Source organism: Lentzea waywayandensis (assembly GCF_900115955.1).
In the GTDB taxonomy this organism is placed as follows: domain Bacteria; phylum Actinomycetota; class Actinomycetes; order Mycobacteriales; family Pseudonocardiaceae; genus Lentzea; species Lentzea waywayandensis.
On sequence record NZ_FOYL01000006.1, the window covers coordinates 193,043 to 214,466 of the forward strand.

The following is a 21,424-nucleotide window of genomic DNA, read 5'->3' on the forward strand; positions in this document are numbered from 1 at the left end:
CCTTAGGCCTTGCCGGGATTGAAGAGGTTCAGCGGGTCGAGCGTCTGCTTGATCGCCTGCTGCACGGCGTGGGCGCCGGGGCCGAGTTCGCGGATCATGCCGTCGCGCTTGAGCAGGCCGACGCCGTGCTCACCGGTGACGGTGCCGCCGAGGGCCAGTGCCTGGTCGATGATGTCCTCGAACGCCGCCTGCGCCGCGATCCGGGCGTTGTCGTCGCCGGGCGGGGTGATCAGCAACGGGTGCAGGTTGCCGTCGCCGGCGTGCGCGATGGTCGCGATCCGGACCTGGTGGCGCGCGCCGATCTCCTCGATGCGCGCGAGCATCGCGGGGACCGCGGACCGGGGCACGCACACGTCCTCGGTGAGCAGCGGGCCGAGGCGTTCGAGTGCCGGGTAGGTGAGGCGGCGGGCGGCGAAGAGGGCCTCGGCCTCGGTCGAGTCGGTGGACCGCTCCGTCCAGACGGCGCCCGCGTCGGTGAAGGCCGCGACCAGGCCGTCGGCGTCCTCGGGCGTTTCGGCGCGAGCCAGGAGCATGGCCTCGGTGTCCGGCTCGATGCCCAGGTGCTTCCAGTCCTCGACGGCCTGCAGGCACGCGCGGTCGATCAGCTCCAGCGCGGCGGGTTGCAGGCCTCGGCTGGTGCTCAGCGCAACGGCCTGACCTGCGGCGACGAGGCTGTCGAACGCGCCGACGACGGTGCCGGCGGGGCGCGGGGCCGGGCGGAGGCGGACGGTGATCTCGGTGACGACGCCGAGCGTGCCCTCGGAACCGACGAGCAGGCTGGTCAGGTCGTAGCCGGCGACGCCCTTCGTGGTGCGCCTGCCCAGTTGCACCGCGGTGCCGTAGGGGACAGGGCCGCCCAGCACGGCCTCCAGGCCGAGCACGTAGTCGCGCGTCACGCCGTACTTGAGGCAGCACAGGCCGCCCGCGTTCGTGGCGACGTTGCCGCCGATCGTCGACCACGGTGAGCTGGCCGGGTCCGGCGGGTACCAGAGTCCTTGCGCGGCAACGGCTTTCTTGAGGTCGTCGTTGACGACGCCCGGCTGCACCACGGCGAGCAGGTTGTCCCGGTCGATCTCGAGGATCCGGTCCATCCGGCTCAGGTCGAGGACCAGGCAGCCGTCCGTCGCGTTGGCGCCGCCGGACAGGCCCGTGCCCGCACCTCGCGGCACGATCGGGACGTTGTGCTCGGCGCAGGCTTTCACGGCCTGCTGAACGTCCTCAGTGGACTGCGGCCGGAACGCCGCGTACGGCGTGCCCGCCGGAGCCCACTCGGCCTCGTCGTGACTGAGGCCGGCCAGCGTGTTCGGGTCGGTGATGAGTCCGGGCAGCTTCATGACCGCTCCAACGCGCCGTGCGCGGCTTTGTGCGCGACTCGTTCCAGTTCCGCGCCCCATTCGGCGGGCGTGGTGGCGGCGTGGATCGGGACCGCGCCCATGCCCGCCACTGCGAACCGGGCGAAGAGCACCAGGTCGAAGGCCTGTTCGGGGGACGCGAGCGGGGGAGTCAGGATCGTCGCGATCTGCGCGGCACCGGTGTTGAGCTCCTGCGTGCCGGTCGCGATGAGGTCCGGTTCCTTGATGATCACCGCGCGGCGGCCGAGTTCCAGCGCCCACTGCTCGGGGGTGATCGTGTCGATGGCCGTGCGCACGGCTTTGCTCAGTGCCGCGACGGGATCCGGGTCGGGATCGAGGGCGCGGACGACCCGGCTGAGGAACGCGTCGTACCAGAAGATCGCGGCCTTGGTGCCGAACGTGCGGAACAGCGTGCGTTCGGAGACGCCCGCGCGGTCGGCGATCGCCTTGGTCGACGTGGCGGCGAAGCCCTGGTCGAGGCACAGGACGATGGCCGCCTCCTGGATCGCGAGGCGGGTGCGCAGGTCCTTCGCGGCGCGCGTGGTCAAGGTGTCCACGGCGCCACGGTAGCGCGAAGTGTCAGTTACTGCCAGAAGTTCTGGCAGTAACTGACACTTTCGAGACGCTCAGAGCGCGCGGACGGCCGCGCCGAGGCGGGTGATGCCCTCGTCGATCTGCTCCGGCGTGACGCCCGAGAACGCGAGGCGGAGGGCGTTGTCGCCGCCCTCCAGCAGGAAGTCCGAGCCCTTCACGAACTCGACGCCGTGCTCCTTCGCGACCGGCACCAGCTTGTCGATCGACACGCCCGGCAGCTCGACCCACATGAAGTAGCCGCCCTGCGGCGCGGTGAAGACGGCTTCCGGCAGCTCGCGCTGAAGCGCCGCTACGAGGGCGTCCCTGCGGGCGCGCAGCGCGGTGCGGACGTTCACGACCGACTCCTCGAGACGGCCGGAGCGGCAGTACGAGTTCACGATCGACTGCGCCACCATGTTCGGCGAGATGTACGTGGTGGTGGCGATGTCCTGGATGCTCTTGATGACGGCCTTCGGGCCCACCAGGTAACCGCAGCGGATGCCGGGCGCCATGGTCTTCGAGAACGACGACGCGTAGACGACCTTCTCGTTCTTGTCCTGCGACAGCATCGTCGGCAGCGGCTCGCCCTCGAACCGCACCTTGACGTACGGGTCGTCCTCGAACAGCACGAAGTCGTACTTGGCCGCGAGGTCGAGCAGACGCGCGCGCTTCGCCTCGGACAGCGTGTAGCCGGCCGGGTTGTGGAAGTTCGGGATGATGTGCGCGAGCTTCGGGCGCACACCGCTCTCCAGCAGCTTCTCGAGCGCGTCGACGTTGATGCCGTCGGTCTCCAGCTCGATCGCGTGGATCTTGGCGCCGCGCTGGCGCAGGTTCAGCAGCGTGCGGTCGTAGGTCGGCGCCTCGACCACCACGTCGTCGCCCTGCTGGACGAGCAGCTCGAACAGGAACGCGTCGGCCTGCATCGAGCCGTTGGTGACGAGCACCTGCTCCGGCGCGACACCGTGCTGCTCCGCGAGCCAGGTGCGCAGCGGTACGTAGCCGACGCTCGTGCCGTACGCGAAGGTGCCGCCGGGGTCGTCCGTGAAGGCTTTCTGCGCTGCTTCGCGCAGACCTTCCTGGTCGATGATGTCGAGAGAGGGCGCTCCGCGCGTGAACAGGATCGAGGCCATGCGCGGAGCGTACAACTCCCACAATCTGGGCTACGGCCTATATACGTATGAGTTGAGCAGGCTCACCGCTGCCTGCGCGCTGCCCAGGTGATAAAGATCGACTGCCAGGAAGTTCGGCTTCTTGCGCGCCGCGGGCTGGCAGAACTGCTGTGCCCGGTTCGCGAGCTTGCCGTTGTCCGTCGTGGCCGTGCTCGTGAACGGAACGTCCCGGAAGTGGTTCATCACGAACAAAGGCTGGAAGCTGCCCGTCGCGGTGAGCGGTTTTTCATCCCATCGGCTGTAACAGGACCAGTCGGAACTGCCCAGGCCCGAACCCATCGACCAGTAGTTCTCGACCGTCCAGTCCTTCTGGTAGAGCACGCCGCTGTCCTCGCGCCCGTCCTTGCCGTGGTCGGTGAAGATGATCAGCCGCTTGTTGCTGCTCCGCAGCTGGCTGCGGGTGGGCCACCCGTTCTGCTGCACGCCTTCCGCCCGGTACAGGACGTCGTTCAGCCCCTGCACCTTGCGGAGTTCGGCGCGCAACGTGTTCGCGTCGACGTAGTCCTCCAGGAAGACCGTGATGATCTCGCCGCGGTTGTTCTTGAGGAAGTCCACGATCCGCTGGATGTCGACGTTGAGCGCGACCGGCTTGCTCACGAGCGTGCAGCTGTTGTGGCAGAGGATCGCGCCGTCCGGCGTCTGGTGAATGTCCAGCATGAAGCCCCGGACGCCATCGCCCAGCTGCTGCACGATGCCGCGCGTCTGGTTCTTCGCGAGGTTGACGAACGGCGGCGCGAACCCGCCGTCCACGCCGTTCGCATAGGCGTTGTGGGCGGTCAGGAACGTCATCTGGTCGAGCCGCGGATCCGCCGGCATCGGCTCGGTCGGACTGCTGACCGGCGTCAGATACCAGCGCGACTCACCGCCGAGACTGAAGAATTCCCATTGATCACCGAACTGACGGGGCTCGTGAACCGTATCCCCTTGTGAACACGAACCCATGGTGAGCTGACGGGTGATGCACTGACCCGGCGAGTCGGTGTTCTCGAACCTCCCGTCGCTCAGCCGCCACTGCTGGCGGTCCTCGTTGCCTTTGGGGCGGTGCAGTGCCAGTCCAGTGCCGCTCTGGGCGACGTTGAGTCTGGTCCTGACACTGGTGACGTAGAACGTGCCCGCGGGAGCCGCGTCGGCGGTGGCGGGCACCAGGGGAAGGAGCAGCAGGGCTGCGATGGCAGGGAGGTATCGCATGGTGACCAGAGTCACCCACCAGGGTGAGACATGAAACGTCTTCAGGCGTTTGGTCGTTTAACACTGTGGGTATCCACAGCATCGTGAATCGCTCTTGACGAGCAGGGGAACCAGCACGTCGCACCACAACTCCACGGCAGCCGTCGCCCAACCGAAGGGTTAGGGCCGGTACTCGGGCGCCGCCTTCACAAGCCGCGCAGGGTTCGACTCCCTCGGTTGCCACTTGCTCCGGGTGCTTCCCGTGAGCGCACGTCGTCGACATCCCGCGGCGGCAAGTACAGGCGTCGTGGCCGACGGACCACGGCGCCTGTGTCGTGTCAGCACCACGAAATCCGTCTGGGTACAAAAGAAGCCCGCCCGGCGCGTCGCCGAGCGGGCCCCCAGAGCTGAATCAGATGGCGCGGACGTCCTGCGCCTGCGGCCCCTTCTGACCCTGGCCGATCTCGAACTCCACGCGCTGCTGCTCTTCCAGCGACTTGAAGCCGGAGCCGGAAATCTGCGAGTAGTGCACGAACACGTCCGGACCGCCGCCGTCCTGCGCGATGAATCCGAAGCCCTTCTCGCCGTTGAACCACTTCACGGTGCCCTGCGCCATACCGAATGCTCCCTAGATGTTGGTCCCTCGCCAAAGCGAGGTGCGCGGGCAGTCTGCCAGTCGACGGTCTCTCTCACATCGTGGTTAGCCCGGTGGTGTGACGAAGTAAGTTGAACCCGGTACCCCGAGAGGAGCAGGGATGACGAACTGGCTGGACGTCGCGCACGAGGTGGCGGCGACGCTCAGGTCCGACGCGGCGGACAGGGACCGGGCCAACCAGCCACCCACCAAAGAGGTGGAACTGCTCCGGCAGAGCGGCTTGCTGAACGTCAGCGACTGGACTGTGCAGCAGCGGATCGGCCGGATCATCGGGGCCGCCGACGCCAACATCGGGCACCTCCTCGGGTACCACTACCTGCAGATCTGGCGCAGCGGGCTGTTCGACGCGCAGTTCAGCGTCCGGCCCGACCAGTTCTGGGCAGGCGTCAGCAACCCGCTCGACGCGGCGCTCGAACTGAGCCCCGCCGGAGATGGTTTCGTCCTCAACGGTCGCAAGACGTTCGCCACCGGAGCCGCCGTCGCCGACCGGCTCGTGGTCAGCGCGACCCGTACGGACAACGGCGAGAAGCTCACGTTCCTGCTCGACGGAAAAGCCGACGGAATCACCTACCTGGACGACTGGGACAACATCGGCCAGCGCCTCACCGCGTCCGGTGGCGTGAGCTTCGAGAACGTCGCGGTCTCCGAGATCCTCGGCGTCCAGCCGGCGAACGAGGACCCGCGGATCAGCCTCGCCGCGATCGGCTTCCAGCTCGTGCTCGCCCAGCTCTACGTCGCGATCGCGGAAGGCGCGCTGGCCGAGGCCGCCGACTACACCCGCACGAAGACCCGCCCGTGGTTCGTCAGCGGCGTCGAAGCGGCCACCGAGGACCCGTACATCGTCGCGGCCTACGGCGAGATGGTGTCGCAGACCAGGGCCGCCGGGCTGCTCGCCGACGAGGCCGCGCGGCAGCTCTGGGAGGCGTCCGAACTCGGCAGGCACCTGACCCCCGCCAAACGCGGCGAGGTCGCGGTCACGATCTCCGAGGCCAAGGTCGTCAGCACCAAGCTCGTCAACGAGGTCACCAGCCGCATCTTCGAGCAGGTCGGTGCACGCGGCACGGCGGCCAAGTACGGCGTGGACCGCTTCTGGCGCAACGCCCGCACGCTCACGCTGCACGACCCCGTCGTCTACAAGGCCCGCGAGGTCGGCGAGCACTTCCTGACCGGTGCGCGGCCCGCGCACACCGGGTACAGCTGATGCAGCCGGTCCTCGCCGACTCGGTGAAGCTCACCGAGAACGGCGTGCTGATCCTCGACCGCCGGCAGTTCCCGTTCGAACGGAACTGGGTGCTCTGCCGCACGGCCGAGGAGGTCGCGCGGGCCATCGAGGACATGGTCACCCAGTCCTCCGGCCCGTACTTCGCGGTGCTGTTCGCCATGGTGCTCAAGGCACGCACCCTCGAAGGCCTGCCGTTCGAGACCGCTCGCGCACAGCTGGCGGAGACCGCCCGAATGCTCGAGAACACCAGGCGCACCAACAACGCCCTGCGCAAGGCCACCAAGGTCGTCCTCGACCACGTGGACGCCGCACAGGACATCACGCACGCGTTGGGCGGTGCCGAGGAAGGCGACCGCAGGTACCGGGCCAAGAGCCAGGCGCTGGGCGAGCACACGGCGAACCTGCTGCCCGCCGACGCCACGGTCATGACCCACTGCTGGGCCGACCTGTACCTCACCGAAACGGTCAAAGCCGCGCAGGCGCAAGGCAAGCGGCTCAAGTTCTTCTGCACGGAGACCAGGCCCTACCTCCAGGGAGCCCGGCTCACCGCGGAGACGTTGATCGAGATGGGCGTCGACACCACGCTCATCACGGACGGCATGGGCGCCGCGGTCCTGCAAAGCGGGCAGGTCGACGCGTTGGTCACGGCGGCCGATCGCGTCACCATGGACGGGCACGTCGTCAACAAGGTCGGCACACTGGGGCTGGCCGTGGCGGCGCACGCGTTCGGAGTACCGTTCCACGCCCAAGTGCAGGCACCCGATCTGCTGGCGCCGACGACGGAGCACGTCGAAATCGAGTACCGCGACGGCTCGGAAGTGTTGCAGGTCCTCGGCAGGCCCAGTGCCACGCCGAGGGTGAAAGGGCACTACCCGGCGTTCGACGTGACACCGCCGCGCTTCGTCACGACCGTGGTGACGGACCGGGGTGTCTTCGACGCCGGCGCGCTCGACAAGTACTACGAGGGAGAACAGCGGTGAGCAAGTGGGTCGTGCTCGACATCGAGGGCACGCTGAGCGCGACGGACCAGGTGCTGGTCGTCCTCTACGACTACGCCCGCCCCCGACTCGGGCCGTGGATCGAGCAGCACGGTGACGACCCGGTGGTCGCCGACGCCGTGCGGCAGATCAAGGAGCTCGCGGGCCACGACGACGTTGTCAAAGCGCTGCACGACTGGATGGACACCGACCAGAAGGTCACGCCGCTCAAGACGTTGCAGGGCCTCATCTGGCAGCAGGGCTACGCGCAGGGCGACCTGGTGGCGGAGTTCTTCCCGGACGTCGTCCCCGCGATCCGCAAGTGGCACGGCGACGGCGTGAAGCTCGCGATCTTCAGCTCCGGCTCGGTCGCGGGCCAGGTCGCGTTCTTCCAGCACACCACGGACGGCGACCTGACCCCGTTGCTGGAGCACCACTTCGACACGGTCAACGCCGGCCCGAAGCGCGAAGCCGCGTCGTACCACAAGATCGCCTCGGTGCTGAAGAGCGACGACATCACCTTCTACAGCGACGTTCCGGCCGAGCTGCACGCCGCGCAGGAGGCGGGCTGGAAGACGGTCGGCGTCGCGCGCGCCGGTGAGCCGTACGGCAACGCCGACTTCACCCCGCACCCCACGGTCTGGGAGCTGTCGTGACGGCGGAGCTCGCCCGCGAGTGCGTCCGTTACGCCCAGATGGGCTGGATGCGCGGCACTTCAGGGAATCTTTCCGTTGTCCTGCAACGTGATCCCCTCCGGCTCGCGGTCACGGTCAGTGGCGTCGACAAGGGCGAGATCACCGCGGACGACAGCGTGGTCATCGACGTCGACGGCAACGCCGTCGACTCGCCGAAGGTCCCGAGCGCCGAAGCGGCCCTGCACGCCAGGATCGCCAACGTCTCGGGCGCCGGAGCCGTCGTGCACGTCCACGCGCTGGCAACCGTTGTCGCGGCGGAACACTGGCCCGACGGCGTGGTGCTCAAGGACCTGGAGATGCTCAAGGGTTTCGGCCGCTACGACCACGAAGAGGTCGTCATCCCGGTCGTGCGCAACTCGCAGGACATGCTCGAACTGGGCGACGCCTTCGAGAAGGGCTTCGACCCGAAGGTCCCGGCACTGCTCGTCGCGCGCCACGGCGTGTACGTGTGGGGCGAGGACCTCATGCAGGCACGGCACCGCCTGGAATGCCTGGAGTGGTTGCTGCGCTTCAAGGTGGAGACGCGAGACATCTTTACGGGGAGGCACTCATGACGCTGTTGACCGTGTGGCCGGAATCCGGCCCCGAGCAGATCGTCCTGCGCACCACCGACGCCGAGGAGATCGCCACCGCGCTCAAGGAGCACGGCGTGCGCTTCAGTCGTTGGTCCGTTGTGGACGGTGTGACCGCCGAGAACGCCCTGGAGATCTTCGAAAAGGACATCGCCCGCGTCAGCGAGACCGAGGGCTACGGCTACGTCGACGCGATGGAGATGACCCCGGCCGACACCGACGAGTACCGCGCGAAGGCCGTCGAGTTCCGCAACAAGTTCCTCGCCGAGCACACGCACGACGACGACGAGGACCGCTACTTCGCCCGTGGCGCAGGGGTTTTCTACCTGCACATCGGCGACAAGGTCTACGCGGTGTTCTGCACGGCGGGCGACCTGCTGAGCGTTCCGGCGAACACGACGCACTGGTTCGACATGGGCACGACGCCCGACTACGTGTCGGTCAGGTTCTTCCACGACGACGACGGCTGGATCGGGAACTTCACCGGCAGCGACATCGCGAAGAAGTTCCCGACCTTCGACGAGATCCGTTCAGGAATGTGAAAAGTTCGCCTATCTGAACATTGTTCCGGAATTTGAACGAGGTATTGATTCCCTCCGCCTTCTGACCTCACAGTGGTACAGACCACTTATCGAAGGTCGGAGGGATTCACCGTGGAAACCCCTGCACTCCACAGTCGCCGCTCCCTGCTAGCCGTGGCGCTGACCGCACCTCTGCTCGTGGCCCCGGCGGCTCAGGCCCTCGCTCAGCCGCCGTCCGCGCAGTGGGTCTCGGCGCCGTACACGTACACCGTCCAGAAGCCCTACAACCTCGCGACCAGCGCGCGGTACAAGTTCGAGGGCGGCGTCCACACGATGTGGGTGTACGACTACGACCAGCCGCACACCCAGGGCAGCCCGACGGATCCGCGCACCGAGCTCCGGTTCAACCAGGAGTACTCCAGCGGTTCGCGCGCCTGGGAGGGCGAGATCTACATCCCCGCCGGCGTCAGCGGCCCGACCGTCGTGCAGATCCTGCGCGGCAGCCGCCCGGACGGCACCCGCGCCACCGACGTGATGCTCAACGTCGCCAACATCAACGGCGGCACCCTGCGCAAGGACAGCAACCAGGTCGTCGCGACCGGCATTTACAACAAATGGTTCAAGATCCGCGTCGAGCACACCGCCGTCGCGGGCGGCCGGGGCACCGTGAAGACCTACTACAACGGCGCTCTCAAACTCACCCACCAGGACGAGGGCCCGGCGACGCGCTACTTCAAGAACGGCGTCTACCACCACGGCAGCGGCCGCGCGGAGGCCCGCTTCCGCAACATCACCTACTGGCGCCAGTGACACCCTGAACTGATCCCGCTTCCGCGCGCCACGGCGGGACGCGCGGAAGCGGGACGGCACTCGACGGCGACCCTAGAGTGAGGCCATGGACTCACGGGTGGCGGTGGCCTCGCTCGGTGGCACGATCACGATGACGGGCTCCGGTGCGGTGTCACCGACCCTCGGGGCGAGAGACCTGGTCGGGGGCCTCGACGTCGGCGAGATCGCCACCCTGGCGACGATTCCCGGCGCCTCGCTCACCTTCACGACGCTGCTGGAGGCCTTCGACTGGGCCGACGAGCAGGTGTCCGCAGGTGCGAGCGGCGTCGTGATCATCCAGGGCACCGACACCCTGGAAGAGACCGCGTACTTCTTCGACTGCCTTTGGCCGCACGAGGAACCGGTCGTGGTCACCGGCGCGATGCGGCACCCGGGACTCCCCGGCGCGGACGGTCCCGCCAACCTCGCCGCGGCTGTTGCCGTTGCCGGAACTTCGAACTCCCGCGGGCGCGGCGCGTTGCTCGTCCTCAACGACGAGATCCACGCCGCCCGCTGGGTCCGCAAGGCGCACAGCAGCCTCATGAACGCCTTCGAGTCGTTCCCCGGCCCGCTCGGACTCCTGATCGAGGGCGCCCCGCAGTACTTCCACCCCGCGCACCGCTCACCGGCGCTGCCGCGACCTCTCGACGCACCAGCGGCTCCGCTGATCGAGGCCACTGTGGACGATGACGGCTCGATCCTGGACTGGCTCAACGTCAAGGGCGTCGTGGTCGCCGCCACCGGCGTCGGCCACGTGTCGGAGGGCATGGCGGAGGCGATCTCGCGGGCCCGGTTCCCGGTGGTGGTGGCGACGCGCACCGGCGCGGGCACCACCTTCCGCAACACCTACGGCTTCACCGGGTCCGAGTCGGACCTGATCAAGCGCGGCGCGGTCATGGCGGGCTGGTTGTGCCCGCGCAAGGCCCGCGTGCTCCTCCGCCTAGCGCTCGGCTCGGAGGGTCCGATCGAGGACGTGTTCGCCACCCGCGGGGGCGTTTTCTGAGTGCTGGTGCGGCAACTCGCCGGGCCGGAGCCGAGGTTCCGGTGTCGGCCGACGCCACGCCGCGCCACGCCGCGCCCCTGTGGGAGGACATGACGGTCGCTTGGTGAGGGCGGGTGAGACGGCCGCCGGGTCCTGTTGAGAGGTCGCAGGGGTGCTTGGTGGGGCCTGCGAGCGCTGCCGGGTTCTGGGCCGTCGGTCTGCAGTCGCTGCAGGGCCGCGCACCGGCTGCCTTGGAAGGTCCGGGGGCGCGCCTTGTGGTGCGGGCGAAGGCTGCCGGTTCCTGGGGAAGGCCCGAGGGTGCCTGCTGGCTTCGGCTGGTGGCTTGGCTGGTGGGCTTGGGCTTGGGCTTGGCTGAGGGGCTGCGGCTGGTGGGCTTGGGCTTGGCTGGTGGGCTTGGCTGAGGGGCTGCGGCTGGTGGGCTTTGGGCTGGTGGACTTTTGGCTGGTGGACTTTTGGCTGAAGGGCCGCGGCTGCGGTGTTCACGCCCCTTGGGGGATGGCGTGGGGCTGAGGCGTGGGGGTTTAGGGCCGCGGCTGCGGCCTCCGCGCCCCTGGCGGGATGGCGGGATGGCGGGATGTCGTGGGGCTGGGGCTGAGGCTGAGGCTGAGGCGTGGGGCTGGGCTGGAGCTGAGGCGTGGGGCTGGGGCATGGGCGTGGGGCGTGGGGCGTGGGGCTCGGGAGCGGCGCCGCGCGGCGTGGCGCGGCTTGGCGTGGCGCCGCGCGGCTCGGTGCGCGTGGCGCCTTAGGCGACGTGGATTGTGTTGGTTCTTGGTCTTCGGGTTGGGTCTATGAACGTTGGCGGGCTGAAGGTCGGGCGGCCGTTGGCCATCTGGATCTGCCAGTCGGAGTGGTGGGCCAGGTCGTGGTGGCGGCGGCAGAGCAGGACCAGGTTGTCGGCGTTGGTCTTGCCGCCCTCGGACCAGAATTTGATGTGGTGGGCTTCGCAGTGTTTTGGTGGGCGGGTGCAGCCCGGGAAGGCGCAGCCCTTGTCGCGGGCGACCAGGACTCGGCGCAGGCCGGCGTTGATCGCTCTGGTCTTGCGGCCCACGTCGTAGATCTGGGAGTTGCTGCCCAGCAGGGTGGGGATGATGCCTGCGTCGCAGGCGATCTTGCGGACCTGGTTCATCGGGAGGTGCTCGCCGTTGTCGAGGAGCGCGGTGCCGATGGCCGTGCGGAGCTTGTCGTAGTCGACCGTGACCGTCAGCTGGACGCGTTCGCCGCCGTGGATCCGGTTTCCGCCGGCGCGCAGGGCGAGGTCGATCACCTCGCACAGCGCGTCGCCTTCTCGCTCCGGGGCGAAGCGCGGGTCGTTGGGCTCGGGCTTGGCCAGTGGGTCGATCAGCGCGTCGAGCTTCGCGCCCGTCTCGGCGTCCAGGTCGGCGGACAGCAGGTAGCGGCCGCCCCTCCATTGCCGTCGCACGACGTTCTTGGAGGGCGCCGGTTCCTGGTCCTTGGGTTCGGGGCCGTCCTGGTCCAGGCGGTAGGCCAGCTCCTTGCAGAACGCCTTGGCAGAGCGGGGTTCGTGCTGCCGTGCGTATTCGACCACGTGGGCCTCCGCCACAGCAGGTAGTGCGGCCATCGCCTCGGCCAGGACCTCCACGTGGTCCTCGGACAGTTCTCCCTCGGCCATCGCGGCTGCCACATCGGGCAGGGCCGGATCGATTCGAGAACCCGTGGGCGTCACCGTGGGGCACAAGGCCTGCGCCTGCTTGATTCTGCGGCGCGACACCTTCGGATCCCAGCGCAGCGTGTGCTTGAAGACCTCGATCAGATCCTTGTACCCCAGCGTTTCCGCCGCGCCCTGCTGATCGAGCGCGCCGATGATCTCCACTACCTGGAACTGAAGCCTTTGCAGCGCACGGACTTTCCGCTTGAGCTCGTCGAGGAGCTCAAGCGGGGAAGCGAGTCCGAGGGCTGTCATGTGTTCATCTTGGCATGAACAGGTGTTCGAATTCTATTCCACGATCTGGTGAACGTGCAGGTCAGACCCTATGGCGCCGTGCGTGCCGCACGCGCCCATAGGGCATCACGTTTTCACCCGAACGAGCCCGTGGCATGGTTCAAATCCAAGCCATACCGTCACTGAGCATGACCGCGATCATTTCCACCCCGTACAGCCGGGATCTCGGCGACGAGCTGCGCCGGCTGAGGGAGACCTGCACTCATTTCCACGGTCGTGCGATGGCCGTCCAGCTCGGCTGGGATCCGAGCAAGGTGTCCGACATCGAACTCGGCAAGGTGCGGGCGAGCGAGATCGACCTCGTCCAGTACCTGACCACGTGTGGCAAGGACATCGACTTCATCGACGCGTTCCGCGGCCGCTACTACAACGCGTTCGACTTGTTCTTCGCGCAGCTGCCGGACGACCTGCGCACACTCGCCATGGCCGAGGCGATGGCCACGAAGATCATCAGCCTCGACATCATGACGGTGCCCGGTCTCGTGCAGGTGGAGGACTACGCGCGGGAGTTGTTCGTCGATTCCCACATCGAGGCACCGGAGGACATCGAGAAGTTCGTCCGGGCACGCATGGAGCGGCAGGCGATCATGAGGCGGCCGAGTCGTCCGGAGTGCTTGTTCTACGTGCACGAGCTGGCACTGCGGATGCAGCTGGGCAGTGCTGCTGTCCGGGAAGATCAGTACCTCCGTCTCCTCTTCAACACCCACATCCTTCGGATCGTGCCGGCACACATCACGGCTTTCCGCTCGCCGTGTGTGCTGTACGAGTTCGAGAAGGCGTTGCCGGTCGTGTACTGCGAAACCGACATGGCAAAGGTGTTCGCGCAGGACAAGACCGCTGTCGCGCGGGCGAGGAGGCTCTTTCAGCGGCTGGATGCCGTTGCCCTGGATGAGGAACAATCGCGGAGCAAGCTGATGGAGTACGTCAGCGGCCTGCGAGAGGACTCAGATGTTCCAGGAACGGACTTGGCGTAAGAGCAGCTACAGCGGTGGCAGCGGCTCGGGCAACTGCGTGGAGGTCTCTCTCGCTCAGGACGCGCTCGTGCGGGACACGAAGAACGCGAGCGGTGCGGTACTCGCGTTCTCCACCCCTGCCTGGCGCGCCCTGATCAACTCGCTCTGACCACCGACGTGTTCGCGGTCGCGACCGTCACCCGGACGGTCTGAGGCGCGAGCGACTGAAGGTACTGCGCGTGGTCCGAGCCGATCGTGTCGCTGAACGCGATGAACGCCAGGTGCGGCAGTTCGAACGCGGTGGTGGCGCAGAAGTCCTCCAGGCGGTCGAACCCGCGGCGGATGCCGGTGGCGTCGAGGCCGAACGCGGCGTGCTGGTCGAGCTTGGCGGCACCGATGTCGAGCAGGTGCAACGCGTGCATGGCGTGCGTGAACGCCATCGCGCACACCTCGATGCGCGAGCACGACATCAGCAGCGTCCGCACCATCGACGGGTGCAGCGACTTGCCGGACGTGCGCAGGACGACGTCGATTCCGGCGGCGCGGAACAGTTCGACGATCTCGAACAGGCCGGGGACTCCCAGCGGTTCCCCGCCTCCCAGCGTGACGGTCTCGGGGCGCATCGAGATGAGCGCCTGTGCGATGTGCAGCATTCGGTCGTGGCTGAGCCGCGCGTGTGCGACGTCCCAGGTGATGTCCATGCGATCGGGCCCCCTTCGGCGGATACGCCGATCCAAACGAGGGCGAAGTCCCGTCGTCAGGTGACCGGTGTCCCTACTTAGGAGGGACTTCCCAGCCCGGCCTCGCGGGCCCGCACGATGGCCTGCGCGCGATCGGCCACCTGGAGCTTGGTGAAGATCGCGGACACCCGGTTGCGCACGGTCTTGCCCGACAGCGAGAGCCGGTGGGCGATCGACGGGTTGTCGAGCCCGGACGCCATCAGCTCCAGCACGTCCCGTTCGCGGTCGGTGAGCTGCGGGAACAGCACCGCCTTGGACGACGAGATCGCGGTGAAGTAGCCCATCATGCGCTGGGCGATGGTGGCGCTGAAGATCGCCTCTCCGGCTCCTATCGCCTGCACCGCGCGCACGATCTCGTCGTCGTCGGTCGTCTTGACCAGGTAGCCCCGGGCTCCGGCCTTCATCGCCGCGAACACGAGTTCGTCGTCCTCGTGCATGGTCAGCACGAGGACACCGATGTCGGGCAGGACCTCCCGGATCTGCTTGGCGGCCTCGACCCCGCCCAGCACGGGCATGTGCAGGTCCATCACGACGACGTCCGGTTCCAGGTCGAGGACGACCTTCACGGCCTCCTGCCCGTCGGCGGCGTCGCCGACGACCTCGAGGCCGTCCTCGCCGTCCAGCAACGCCTTCAGGCCGCGCCGGAACACCGGGTGGTCGTCTGCGATCACAACCCGCGTCACTGCCTCACCCACTACTGGGCCTCCAACGGGATCCGCGCCACCACCCGAGTGCCGTGTGGTTCCGCGGGTCCTACTGTGCACGATCCACCCAGCTCCGCGCACCGTTCGCGCATCGAGTCGAGGCCCACGCCCGGCTTGGAATCAGCCGCGACGCCGCGCCCGTCGTCCACGATCTCGACGATCAGGTCGCCGTCGGCCCGCACTGTGATCGTGCACGTCGACGCGCCCGAGTGGCGCGCGGTGTTGGTCAACGCCTCCGCGACGATCCGGTAGGCCGCGACCTCCACGGCCGCGGACAGCCCGTCGATCTCCTCGGCGTCCACCTGAACTCGCAGGTCACCGTTGAAGCGTGCGGCCTCGTCGCGCACGGCCAGGGCCAGGCCCTGGTCGAGGATCGGCGGCCGCAGGCCGTCCACGAGGCTGCGCACCTCGCCGGCCGTCGAGTCGACGTCGCCCAGCACCGGGTCGAGCACGTCGCCCAGCGAGCGGCGCAACGCCTTGAGCTGCAACCGGATCCCGACCAGCGCCGGTCCGACGCCGTCGTGCAGGTCGCGCCGCAACCGGAGTCGTTCCTCCTCGCGGGCGCGCACCAGCCGTTCGCGGGCGAGCTGGAGATCGGCGGTCAGCTTGATCGACTGCGCGGCCGGGGCGGTGGAACGGGCGAGGTCGACGAGCAGGCTCAGTTCCTGATCGCTCAGCCGTTCGTCGGGCGCCCGCGGTTCCACGACGAGATCGCCGACGGAGGAACCCCGGTACGTCATGGGAAAGCGTAGCTGCGGCCAGCCGCGACTACGTCCGTGCTCGGCCAGCACCGAGCCGCCGCGAATAGCCACGTACGGCAGCTTCAAGGACTCCGCGACGGTCTGCGCGACCGTCGGCAGCACGTCCTGCGACCGTTCGAGCTTCTCGCTCAGCGTGGACAGTGCGGCGTAAGGATCAGAGCGCTGGCCGTACAGCCAGCGGTCGAGCTTGCGCTGCACCCAGCTGCGAATCGGCGCGAACGCGAGTCCCGCCGCGACCACGCCGATCACCTCGGCGTCGTTGGTGAACAGCTGACCCGCGCCGACCATCACGCCGAGGTAGACGAGCAGCAGCACCACGGTCAACGTGCCGTAGAGCAACGACCGGTGGATCAGCAGGCTGATGTCGTACAGGCCGTACCGCACGATCGCGATGACCGCGGCGGCCGGAAACGCCAGCACACCGACGATCCACGCGATGTGCCCGTCCGTCGTCTCCACGACGGTCGCCACACCGGCCAGCGTCAGCAGCGCGAACGCCCACACGAGCAGCCGGCGTTCGTCCCCTTCGGCTCTCCGCCACCGCAGAGCCAAGGACACCACGGCCGCGAGCACGGAGACCCCGGCCGCGAGCACGGCGATCAGCGTGATCGTCTTCGCGAGCCCGCCGCCGCTGCTCTGCCAGAACGAGGCGGGATCGCCCCACGACGCCCAGGCGATCCCGACCGTGCCGGCGACAGCGCTGAACAGCGAAGCGCCGATGGCGATCCACCAGCGGTTGCTCAACGGCTTGCCGCTCGGGAAGACCAGTGCCACAGCGGGCAGCAACGCGTACGTGGGCCACCAGACCCACGCCTCGACCCATCGGGCGGGATGGTCCACGGGCTGACCGGCGACGGCGATGGCGACACCGCCGAACACGCCCATGGCCAGCAGCAACCACCCGACGGACGACCTGCGGACGTGGCCGATCACCCGCACCCCGAGCAGGGTGCAGGCGAACGCGACCAGCCAGTTCCGCGGATGCGAGACCGCGCCGGTGACCGCTGTGTGCACGACGGCGTAGAGCACACAGGCGGCCACCAACGCGCCGATGACCCGAGCGAGGGTGACCTCGCGCCGGGTCAGTCGCTGAGCCAGTGCCACAGGTTGTGGAACGGAGAACCGGCGTCGAGGGTGGAGAGCCCACCCGGCCAGCCCTGGAACGTCATGATCCGCTGGCGAAGCTCTTCGACCGTCACCGGCTTGGCCGGCTGGTGAGCGTGATCGAAGTCGACGTCCCCAGGCGGCGCGTTCATCGCGCGCGCCTGAAGCTCCGCGTACCAGGCGAGGAGCTCTTCGTCGGACATGTGCGAGAAGTACGGCGGTACTTCTACGTTCTGCCGGGATTTCGACATGCCTGGAAGGAGTCATGGGCACTCGTCTGGATACACGAGTGCCCACGAACTTCTGAGAACTTTCTCGGATCAGCTCACGGCAGGACCTGGATCTTGCGGCCCTTACCCGCTTTGAACTGGTCCAACGCCCCCGCGTAGTCGGCCAGCGGCACCCTGTCACTGATGAAGATCTCGGGGTCCAGTACTCCGGTCGCGAACAGATCTGCCGCCCGTTCGAACGAATGCAGCACCGCCATCGAGCCGGTGATGGTGATCTCCTGGTTGTAGATCTTGTACGGCTCGATGGTCACGCGGGCCGAGTAGTCCGAGACGCCGAACTGGAGGAACGTGCCGCCCTTCGCGACCCGCCCGATCCCGTCCTGGATGGCCTTCTCGTTGCCGGTGGCGTCGATGACGACGTCCCAGCCCTGCGGCCGGTCCAGCTCGTCCGCCGAGGACGCGACCGCCGTGACGCCGAGCGTGCGGGCCGTTTCGAGGCGCTCCTGGTTCAGGTCCACGACCTCGATCGACGACGCGCCGGTCAGCTTGCCGAGTTGGAGCATCATCAGGCCCATCGTGCCCGAGCCGTAGATCAGCACCCGCGACGCCATCTGCGACCGCAGCACGTCGTAGCCGCGCACCGCGCACGACAGCGGCTCGATCAGCGCCGCGTCCTCGGTCCGCACGTGGTCCGGCAGCTTGACGCAGTTCGCCACCGGGGCCTTCGCGAACTCCGCCGCGCCACCGGACGTCGTGACGCCGATGGCCGCCCAGCGCTCGCACAGGTTGTTCTTCCCGGAACGGCACATCCGGCACTCGTGGCAGTAGAGCGACGGGTCGACGGCCACGCGGTCGCCGACCTTCAGCTCATTGACCTGCGAACCGATCTCGACGATCGTGCCGGCGAACTCGTGGCCCGGCACGACCGGCAGGGTGGGAGCGAACTCGCCCTGCAGGATGTGCAGGTCCGTGCCGCACAACCCGCAGGCCGCCACGTCGACGACCACTTCGCGGGGACCGCAGGTGGGATCGTCCACAGTGGTCACTTCGACGGACCCGACGCCGGTGATCACTGCTGCTTTCACTTGACTGCTCCCAACGAGAGGCCCTGGACGAGCTTGTCCTGAGCGGCGAACCCGGCGATCAGCACCGGTAGAGAGACCACGACCGCCGCGGCGCAGACCTTGGCCAGGAAGAGGCCCTGCGACGTGACGAACCCGGTCAGGTACACGGGAGCGGTACCGGCGACGACACCGGTGAGCACCCGTGCGAAGAGCAGCTCGTTCCAGCTGAAGATGAAGCAGATCAACGCCGTCGCCGCGATGCCGGGCATCGCGATGGGTGCCACCACCCTGCGCAGGATCGTGATCAGCCCGGCGCCGTCGATCGAAGCCGCCTCGAGGATCTCCTTCGGCACCTCGGACAGGAACGAGCGCATGAGCCACACCGCGATCGGCAGGTTCATCGAGCAGTACAGCAGCGTGAGGAACGAGATGTTGTCGAGCATCCCGGCGAACTGCGCGATCAGGTAGATCGGCAGCAGCGCCGCGACGACCGGCATCATCTTGGTGGACAGGAAGAAGAACAGGACGTCCGTCCACTTCTCCACCGGCTTGATCGACAACGCGTACGCGGCCGGGATCGCCAGCAGCAGCACGATGATCGTCGATCCGATCGAGGCGCTGAACGAGTTGATCAGCGGCGGCCACGCGCCGGAGTCGAAGAACTCCGTGTAGCCGTCGAGCGTCAGCGGCGCCGCGAGCGACGGCGGGTTGGTGGCCGCGTCCGACTCGCTGTGCAGCGAGGTCAGGAACATCCAGGCGACCGGCAGGAAGAACAGGATCCCGCAGAACCAGGCGAGAACGCCCCAACTGTGTTTGATCCATTGGGAGTTCATCGCTTCTCCTCCTTGAACAGCGAGGACACCACGCGCAACGCGAACGTCGCGATGATGATCGAACCCGCCACCACGATGACGCCGGCCGCGGAGGCCTCGCCGTACTCGTGGGCCTGGTAGAAGGTCTGGTAGATCATGTACGGCAGGTTCGCCGTGCCCAGACCGCCGGACGTGATCGTGAAGACCGCGTCGAAGTTCTGCACGATGTAGATCGACCCGAGCAGCCCGCCGAGCTCCAGGTACTGACGCAGGTGCGGGAACGTCAGGTACCGGAAGATCTGGAACGACGACGCGCCGTCGATCGTGGCGGCCTCGACCGGTTCGATGGGCTTCGACTGCAGGCCCGCCAGCAGGATCAGCATCATGAACGGCGTCCACTGCCACACCAGCGACAGCACGACGGCGCTCATCGGCATGGTGGAGATCCAGTCCGGCTGGGCGTCGAAGCCCAGCCAGTTCAGGATTCCGTTGAACAGGCCGTACTCCGGGTTGTAGAGCACGTGCTTCCAGATCAGCGCCGCCGCCACCGGGACCACGAGAAACGGCGCGATGAGCATGGTGCGCACGAACCCGCGGCCCTTGAACTTCTTGTCCAGCAACAGGGCCAGCCCGAGTCCGAGGATCAGGCTGATCAGCACCACCGACGCGGTGAGCACGATCGTGTTGACGACCGACGACCGCAGATCAGGATCCGTGAAGACGTTGACGTAGTTGTCGAACCCCGCGAACCCGCGGTTGGTGGGGTCGAGCGAGTTCCACTTCATGAACGAGATGACCAGCGTCGCCACGAACGGCAGCTGCGTCACGATGATCAGGAAGATGAGCGCGGGCAGCAGAGGTGCCCGCCTCGCCCACTTCGAGTAGTTCCTGCGGGGGACGGGAGGCGGCCGGTCGACGACCGACCGCTCCCGGGTCATGACCGCCATGTCCCAGCTCCCGTCACTGGCCCTTGTACTTCGCGGCGACCTTCTCGGCGAGTCCCTGACCGTTGTTCAGCGCGTCGTCCACGGACGTGGCGCCCGCGATCGCCGAGCTGATCTGCTGCGACACCTGGGTGCCGAGGTCGGTGAACTCGGGGATGCCGACGAACTGGATGCCGGGCGCCGGGCGTTCCTGCACACCGGGGTTGAGCGGCTTCGCGCCCTTGATCGCGGCCTCGGCCATCGCGGAGAAGCTGCCGGAGGACTGCTTGTACTCGGCGCGCTGGTAGGTCGACGAACGCTTGCCGTCGGGGAGCTTCGACCAGCCGAGGTTCTTGCCGACCAGTTCCTCGTAGCCCTTGCCGGACGCCCACGAGATGAACTTCCAGGCGTTGTCCTGCTTCTTCGACGCCTTCTGGATGCCGAACGCCCACGTGTAGAGCCAGCCGGAGCTGTCGGTCTTCACGACCGGCGCCTGGGTGAAGCCGAGCTTGCCCTTGATGGGGGAGTCGGCGGCCTCGAGCAGGCCGGCGGCGACTGTGGCGTCGTACCACATCGCGACCTTGCCCTGCGTCATGTTGTTGAGGCACTCGGCGAAACCGGCCTGCGGAGCGCCCGCCTCACCGTGGTTGCGGACGAGGTCGACGTAGAACTTGGTGGCCTCCTTGAACTCCGGCGCGTTGACCTGCGCCTGCCAGTCCTTGGTGAACCACGTGCCGCCGAAGGTGTTCACGACCGTCGTGAGCGGAGCCATGACCTGACCCCAGCCCGGCTGGCCGCGCAGGCAGATGCCGCGCACCTCGGGCGTCGCGACCTTCGCCGCCGCTTCCGCGACCTGCTGCCAGGTCGGCTTCTCGGGCAGAGTGACGCCCTTGGCCTCGAAGATGTCCTTGCGGTACATGAGGAACGACGACTCGCCGTAGAACGGCTGCGCGTACACCTTGCCGTCCGCCGCGGTGAGCGACTGCTTGATCGGCTCCAGGATGTCGGCCTGGTCGAACCCGCTGTCCTTGGACACGAAGTCGTCCATCGGCGCGAGCCAGCCGTTCTTGGCGTACATCGGCGTCTCGTAGTTGGAGATCGTCGCGACGTCGTACTGGCCGGCCTGGCTGGAGAAGTCCTGGCTGATCTTGTCGCGGACGTCGTTCTCCGGCAGCACGGTGAAGTTCACCTTGATGCCCGTGTCCTTGGTGAAGTTGTCCGCGGTGAGCTTCTGCAGGTCCTGCATCTGCGGGTTGTTCACCATCAGGACGTTCACCGAGTTCTCACCACCACCCCCGCCACCGGCACCCGAACAGGCGGACGCGAGCAGCAGCACGGCGGTAGCGGCCCCGAATGTGCGAAGTGGTGTGCGAATCGACGGCATCGTCGGTTCCTTTCCAGGGTTTTTGGGCGCGCTTAAGAGGGGGAATCGCGCCCAA

23 protein-coding genes are annotated in these 21,424 nt (G+C 67.7%); 9 read left to right on the forward strand and 14 right to left on the reverse strand.

Features of this window, described 5'->3' with window-relative positions; genetic code table 11:
- Positions 1-2: 2 nt before the first annotated feature.
- The 5 genes from BM417_RS24090 to BM417_RS24110 form a co-directional block, all read right to left on the reverse strand.
- Complete coding sequence (locus tag BM417_RS24090; RefSeq protein WP_093598567.1) at positions 3-1,334, reverse strand: FAD-binding oxidoreductase; 1,332 nt, start codon at positions 1,332-1,334, stop codon at positions 3-5.
- On the reverse strand, positions 1,331-1,909 hold the full coding sequence (locus tag BM417_RS24095; RefSeq protein ID WP_177320572.1) for a TetR/AcrR family transcriptional regulator: 579 nt from the start codon (positions 1,907-1,909) through the stop codon (positions 1,331-1,333). The genes BM417_RS24090 and BM417_RS24095 overlap by 4 nt, the downstream gene beginning before the upstream one ends.
- Before the next feature lie 69 nt (positions 1,910-1,978).
- Positions 1,979-3,055: an aminotransferase-like domain-containing protein gene (locus BM417_RS24100; protein WP_218164540.1), complete on the reverse strand. Its 1,077-nt coding sequence runs from the start codon at positions 3,053-3,055 to the stop codon at positions 1,979-1,981.
- Positions 3,056-3,085: 30 nt separating this feature from the next.
- Positions 3,086-4,282, reverse strand: coding sequence for a PI-PLC domain-containing protein (locus tag BM417_RS24105; protein WP_093599300.1), 1,197 nt, complete (start codon positions 4,280-4,282; stop codon positions 3,086-3,088).
- A gap of 391 nt (positions 4,283-4,673) precedes the next feature.
- Positions 4,674-4,877, reverse strand: coding sequence for a cold-shock protein (locus BM417_RS24110; RefSeq protein WP_030479286.1), 204 nt, complete (start codon positions 4,875-4,877; stop codon positions 4,674-4,676).
- A 139-nt stretch (positions 4,878-5,016) separates the two neighbouring features.
- Here BM417_RS24110 and BM417_RS24115 point away from each other — a divergent pair, with 139 nt between their 5' ends.
- From BM417_RS24115 to BM417_RS24145, 7 genes are all read left to right on the forward strand, one after another.
- The gene (locus BM417_RS24115; RefSeq protein ID WP_093598575.1) at positions 5,017-6,117 is read left to right on the forward strand and encodes an acyl-CoA dehydrogenase family protein; all 1,101 of its coding nucleotides are present in this window, start codon (positions 5,017-5,019) and stop codon (positions 6,115-6,117) included.
- On the forward strand, positions 6,117-7,118 hold the full coding sequence (locus tag BM417_RS24120) for a s-methyl-5-thioribose-1-phosphate isomerase (protein ID WP_177320573.1): 1,002 nt from the start codon (positions 6,117-6,119) through the stop codon (positions 7,116-7,118). The genes BM417_RS24115 and BM417_RS24120 overlap by 1 nt, the downstream gene beginning before the upstream one ends.
- Positions 7,115-7,771 carry an acireductone synthase gene (mtnC, locus tag BM417_RS24125; protein ID WP_093598578.1) on the forward strand — a complete coding sequence of 219 codons (657 nt, stop codon included), beginning with the start codon at positions 7,115-7,117 and terminating at the stop codon, positions 7,769-7,771. The genes BM417_RS24120 and mtnC overlap by 4 nt, the downstream gene beginning before the upstream one ends.
- The gene (gene mtnB / locus BM417_RS24130; RefSeq protein ID WP_281251348.1) at positions 7,768-8,364 is read left to right on the forward strand and encodes a methylthioribulose 1-phosphate dehydratase; all 597 of its coding nucleotides are present in this window, start codon (positions 7,768-7,770) and stop codon (positions 8,362-8,364) included. Before mtnC ends, mtnB begins: the two co-directional genes overlap by 4 nt.
- Positions 8,361-8,924, forward strand: a complete 564-nt coding sequence (locus BM417_RS24135; protein WP_093598584.1) for a 1,2-dihydroxy-3-keto-5-methylthiopentene dioxygenase — start codon at positions 8,361-8,363, stop codon at positions 8,922-8,924. Before mtnB ends, BM417_RS24135 begins: the two co-directional genes overlap by 4 nt.
- A 111-nt stretch (positions 8,925-9,035) precedes the next feature.
- Positions 9,036-9,713 carry a polysaccharide lyase family 7 protein gene (locus tag BM417_RS24140; RefSeq protein WP_143138786.1) on the forward strand — a complete coding sequence of 226 codons (678 nt, stop codon included), beginning with the start codon at positions 9,036-9,038 and terminating at the stop codon, positions 9,711-9,713.
- An 85-nt stretch (positions 9,714-9,798) separates the two neighbouring features.
- Complete coding sequence (locus BM417_RS24145) at positions 9,799-10,734, forward strand: asparaginase (RefSeq protein ID WP_093598590.1); 936 nt, start codon at positions 9,799-9,801, stop codon at positions 10,732-10,734.
- Positions 10,735-11,476: 742 nt separating this feature from the next.
- Here the strand turns inward: BM417_RS24145 and BM417_RS24150 are convergent.
- The gene (locus BM417_RS24150) at positions 11,477-12,655 is read right to left on the reverse strand and encodes an HNH endonuclease signature motif containing protein (protein WP_093598593.1); all 1,179 of its coding nucleotides are present in this window, start codon (positions 12,653-12,655) and stop codon (positions 11,477-11,479) included.
- Positions 12,656-12,822: 167 nt separating this feature from the next.
- Between BM417_RS24150 and BM417_RS24155 the strand changes: the two genes are divergently transcribed.
- Both BM417_RS24155 and BM417_RS24160 read left to right on the forward strand, forming a co-directional pair.
- The gene (locus tag BM417_RS24155; RefSeq protein WP_093598596.1) at positions 12,823-13,668 is read left to right on the forward strand and encodes a helix-turn-helix domain-containing protein; all 846 of its coding nucleotides are present in this window, start codon (positions 12,823-12,825) and stop codon (positions 13,666-13,668) included.
- The gene (locus tag BM417_RS24160) at positions 13,643-13,816 is read left to right on the forward strand and encodes a DUF397 domain-containing protein (protein ID WP_093598599.1); all 174 of its coding nucleotides are present in this window, start codon (positions 13,643-13,645) and stop codon (positions 13,814-13,816) included. The genes BM417_RS24155 and BM417_RS24160 overlap by 26 nt, the downstream gene beginning before the upstream one ends.
- Here BM417_RS24160 and BM417_RS24165 read toward each other — a convergent pair.
- From BM417_RS24165 to BM417_RS24195, 8 genes are all read right to left on the reverse strand, one after another.
- Positions 13,803-14,348, reverse strand: coding sequence for a radical SAM protein (locus BM417_RS24165; protein WP_093598602.1), 546 nt, complete (start codon positions 14,346-14,348; stop codon positions 13,803-13,805). The two genes, BM417_RS24160 and BM417_RS24165, sit on opposite strands and share 14 nt — an antisense overlap.
- A 77-nt stretch (positions 14,349-14,425) precedes the next feature.
- On the reverse strand, positions 14,426-15,070 hold the full coding sequence (locus tag BM417_RS24170; RefSeq protein WP_093599306.1) for a response regulator transcription factor: 645 nt from the start codon (positions 15,068-15,070) through the stop codon (positions 14,426-14,428).
- 11 nt (positions 15,071-15,081) lie between these two features.
- Positions 15,082-16,956, reverse strand: a complete 1,875-nt coding sequence (locus BM417_RS49300; RefSeq protein ID WP_177320574.1) for a sensor histidine kinase — start codon at positions 16,954-16,956, stop codon at positions 15,082-15,084.
- On the reverse strand, positions 16,935-17,207 hold the full coding sequence (locus BM417_RS47915; RefSeq protein ID WP_177320575.1) for a hypothetical protein: 273 nt from the start codon (positions 17,205-17,207) through the stop codon (positions 16,935-16,937). Before BM417_RS47915 ends, BM417_RS49300 begins: the two co-directional genes overlap by 22 nt.
- A 74-nt stretch (positions 17,208-17,281) precedes the next feature.
- Positions 17,282-18,271, reverse strand: a complete 990-nt coding sequence (locus BM417_RS24180; RefSeq protein WP_093598607.1) for a zinc-dependent alcohol dehydrogenase family protein — start codon at positions 18,269-18,271, stop codon at positions 17,282-17,284.
- Complete coding sequence (locus BM417_RS24185) at positions 18,268-19,083, reverse strand: carbohydrate ABC transporter permease (RefSeq protein ID WP_093598609.1); 816 nt, start codon at positions 19,081-19,083, stop codon at positions 18,268-18,270. Before BM417_RS24185 ends, BM417_RS24180 begins: the two co-directional genes overlap by 4 nt.
- Entirely contained in the window at positions 19,080-20,000 is a 921-nt protein-coding gene (locus tag BM417_RS24190) for a carbohydrate ABC transporter permease (RefSeq protein WP_218164558.1), read from the reverse strand. Before BM417_RS24190 ends, BM417_RS24185 begins: the two co-directional genes overlap by 4 nt.
- Before the next feature lie 22 nt (positions 20,001-20,022).
- Positions 20,023-21,369, reverse strand: coding sequence for an ABC transporter substrate-binding protein (locus BM417_RS24195; protein WP_093598615.1), 1,347 nt, complete (start codon positions 21,367-21,369; stop codon positions 20,023-20,025).
- Between the last annotated feature and the right edge of the window lie 55 nt (positions 21,370-21,424).

Excerpts from the sequence above, each read along its gene's own strand:
- BM417_RS24090 (WP_093598567.1), bottom strand. The coding sequence starts at position 1,334 with ATGAAGCTGCCCGGACTCATCACCGACCCGAACACGCTGGCCGGCCTC.
- BM417_RS24100 (WP_218164540.1), bottom strand. The coding sequence starts at position 3,055 with ATGGCCTCGATCCTGTTCACGCGCGGAGCGCCCTCTCTCGACATCATC.
- BM417_RS24105 (WP_093599300.1), bottom strand. The coding sequence starts at position 4,282 with ATGCGATACCTCCCTGCCATCGCAGCCCTGCTGCTCCTTCCCCTGGTG.
- BM417_RS24110 (WP_030479286.1), bottom strand. The coding sequence starts at position 4,877 with ATGGCGCAGGGCACCGTGAAGTGGTTCAACGGCGAGAAGGGCTTCGGA.
- BM417_RS24115 (WP_093598575.1), top strand. The coding sequence starts at position 5,017 with ATGACGAACTGGCTGGACGTCGCGCACGAGGTGGCGGCGACGCTCAGG.
- BM417_RS24120 (WP_177320573.1), top strand. The coding sequence starts at position 6,117 with ATGCAGCCGGTCCTCGCCGACTCGGTGAAGCTCACCGAGAACGGCGTG.
- BM417_RS24135 (WP_093598584.1), top strand. The coding sequence starts at position 8,361 with ATGACGCTGTTGACCGTGTGGCCGGAATCCGGCCCCGAGCAGATCGTC.
- BM417_RS24145 (WP_093598590.1), top strand. The coding sequence starts at position 9,799 with ATGGACTCACGGGTGGCGGTGGCCTCGCTCGGTGGCACGATCACGATG.
- BM417_RS24150 (WP_093598593.1), bottom strand. The coding sequence starts at position 12,655 with ATGACAGCCCTCGGACTCGCTTCCCCGCTTGAGCTCCTCGACGAGCTC.
- BM417_RS24155 (WP_093598596.1), top strand. The coding sequence starts at position 12,823 with ATGACCGCGATCATTTCCACCCCGTACAGCCGGGATCTCGGCGACGAG.
- BM417_RS24160 (WP_093598599.1), top strand. The coding sequence starts at position 13,643 with ATGTTCCAGGAACGGACTTGGCGTAAGAGCAGCTACAGCGGTGGCAGC.
- BM417_RS24165 (WP_093598602.1), bottom strand. The coding sequence starts at position 14,348 with ATGGACATCACCTGGGACGTCGCACACGCGCGGCTCAGCCACGACCGA.
- BM417_RS47915 (WP_177320575.1), bottom strand. The coding sequence starts at position 17,207 with ATGTCGAAATCCCGGCAGAACGTAGAAGTACCGCCGTACTTCTCGCAC.
- BM417_RS24185 (WP_093598609.1), bottom strand. The coding sequence starts at position 19,083 with ATGAACTCCCAATGGATCAAACACAGTTGGGGCGTTCTCGCCTGGTTC.
- BM417_RS24190 (WP_218164558.1), bottom strand. The coding sequence starts at position 20,000 with ATGACCCGGGAGCGGTCGGTCGTCGACCGGCCGCCTCCCGTCCCCCGC.
- BM417_RS24195 (WP_093598615.1), bottom strand. The coding sequence starts at position 21,369 with ATGCCGTCGATTCGCACACCACTTCGCACATTCGGGGCCGCTACCGCC.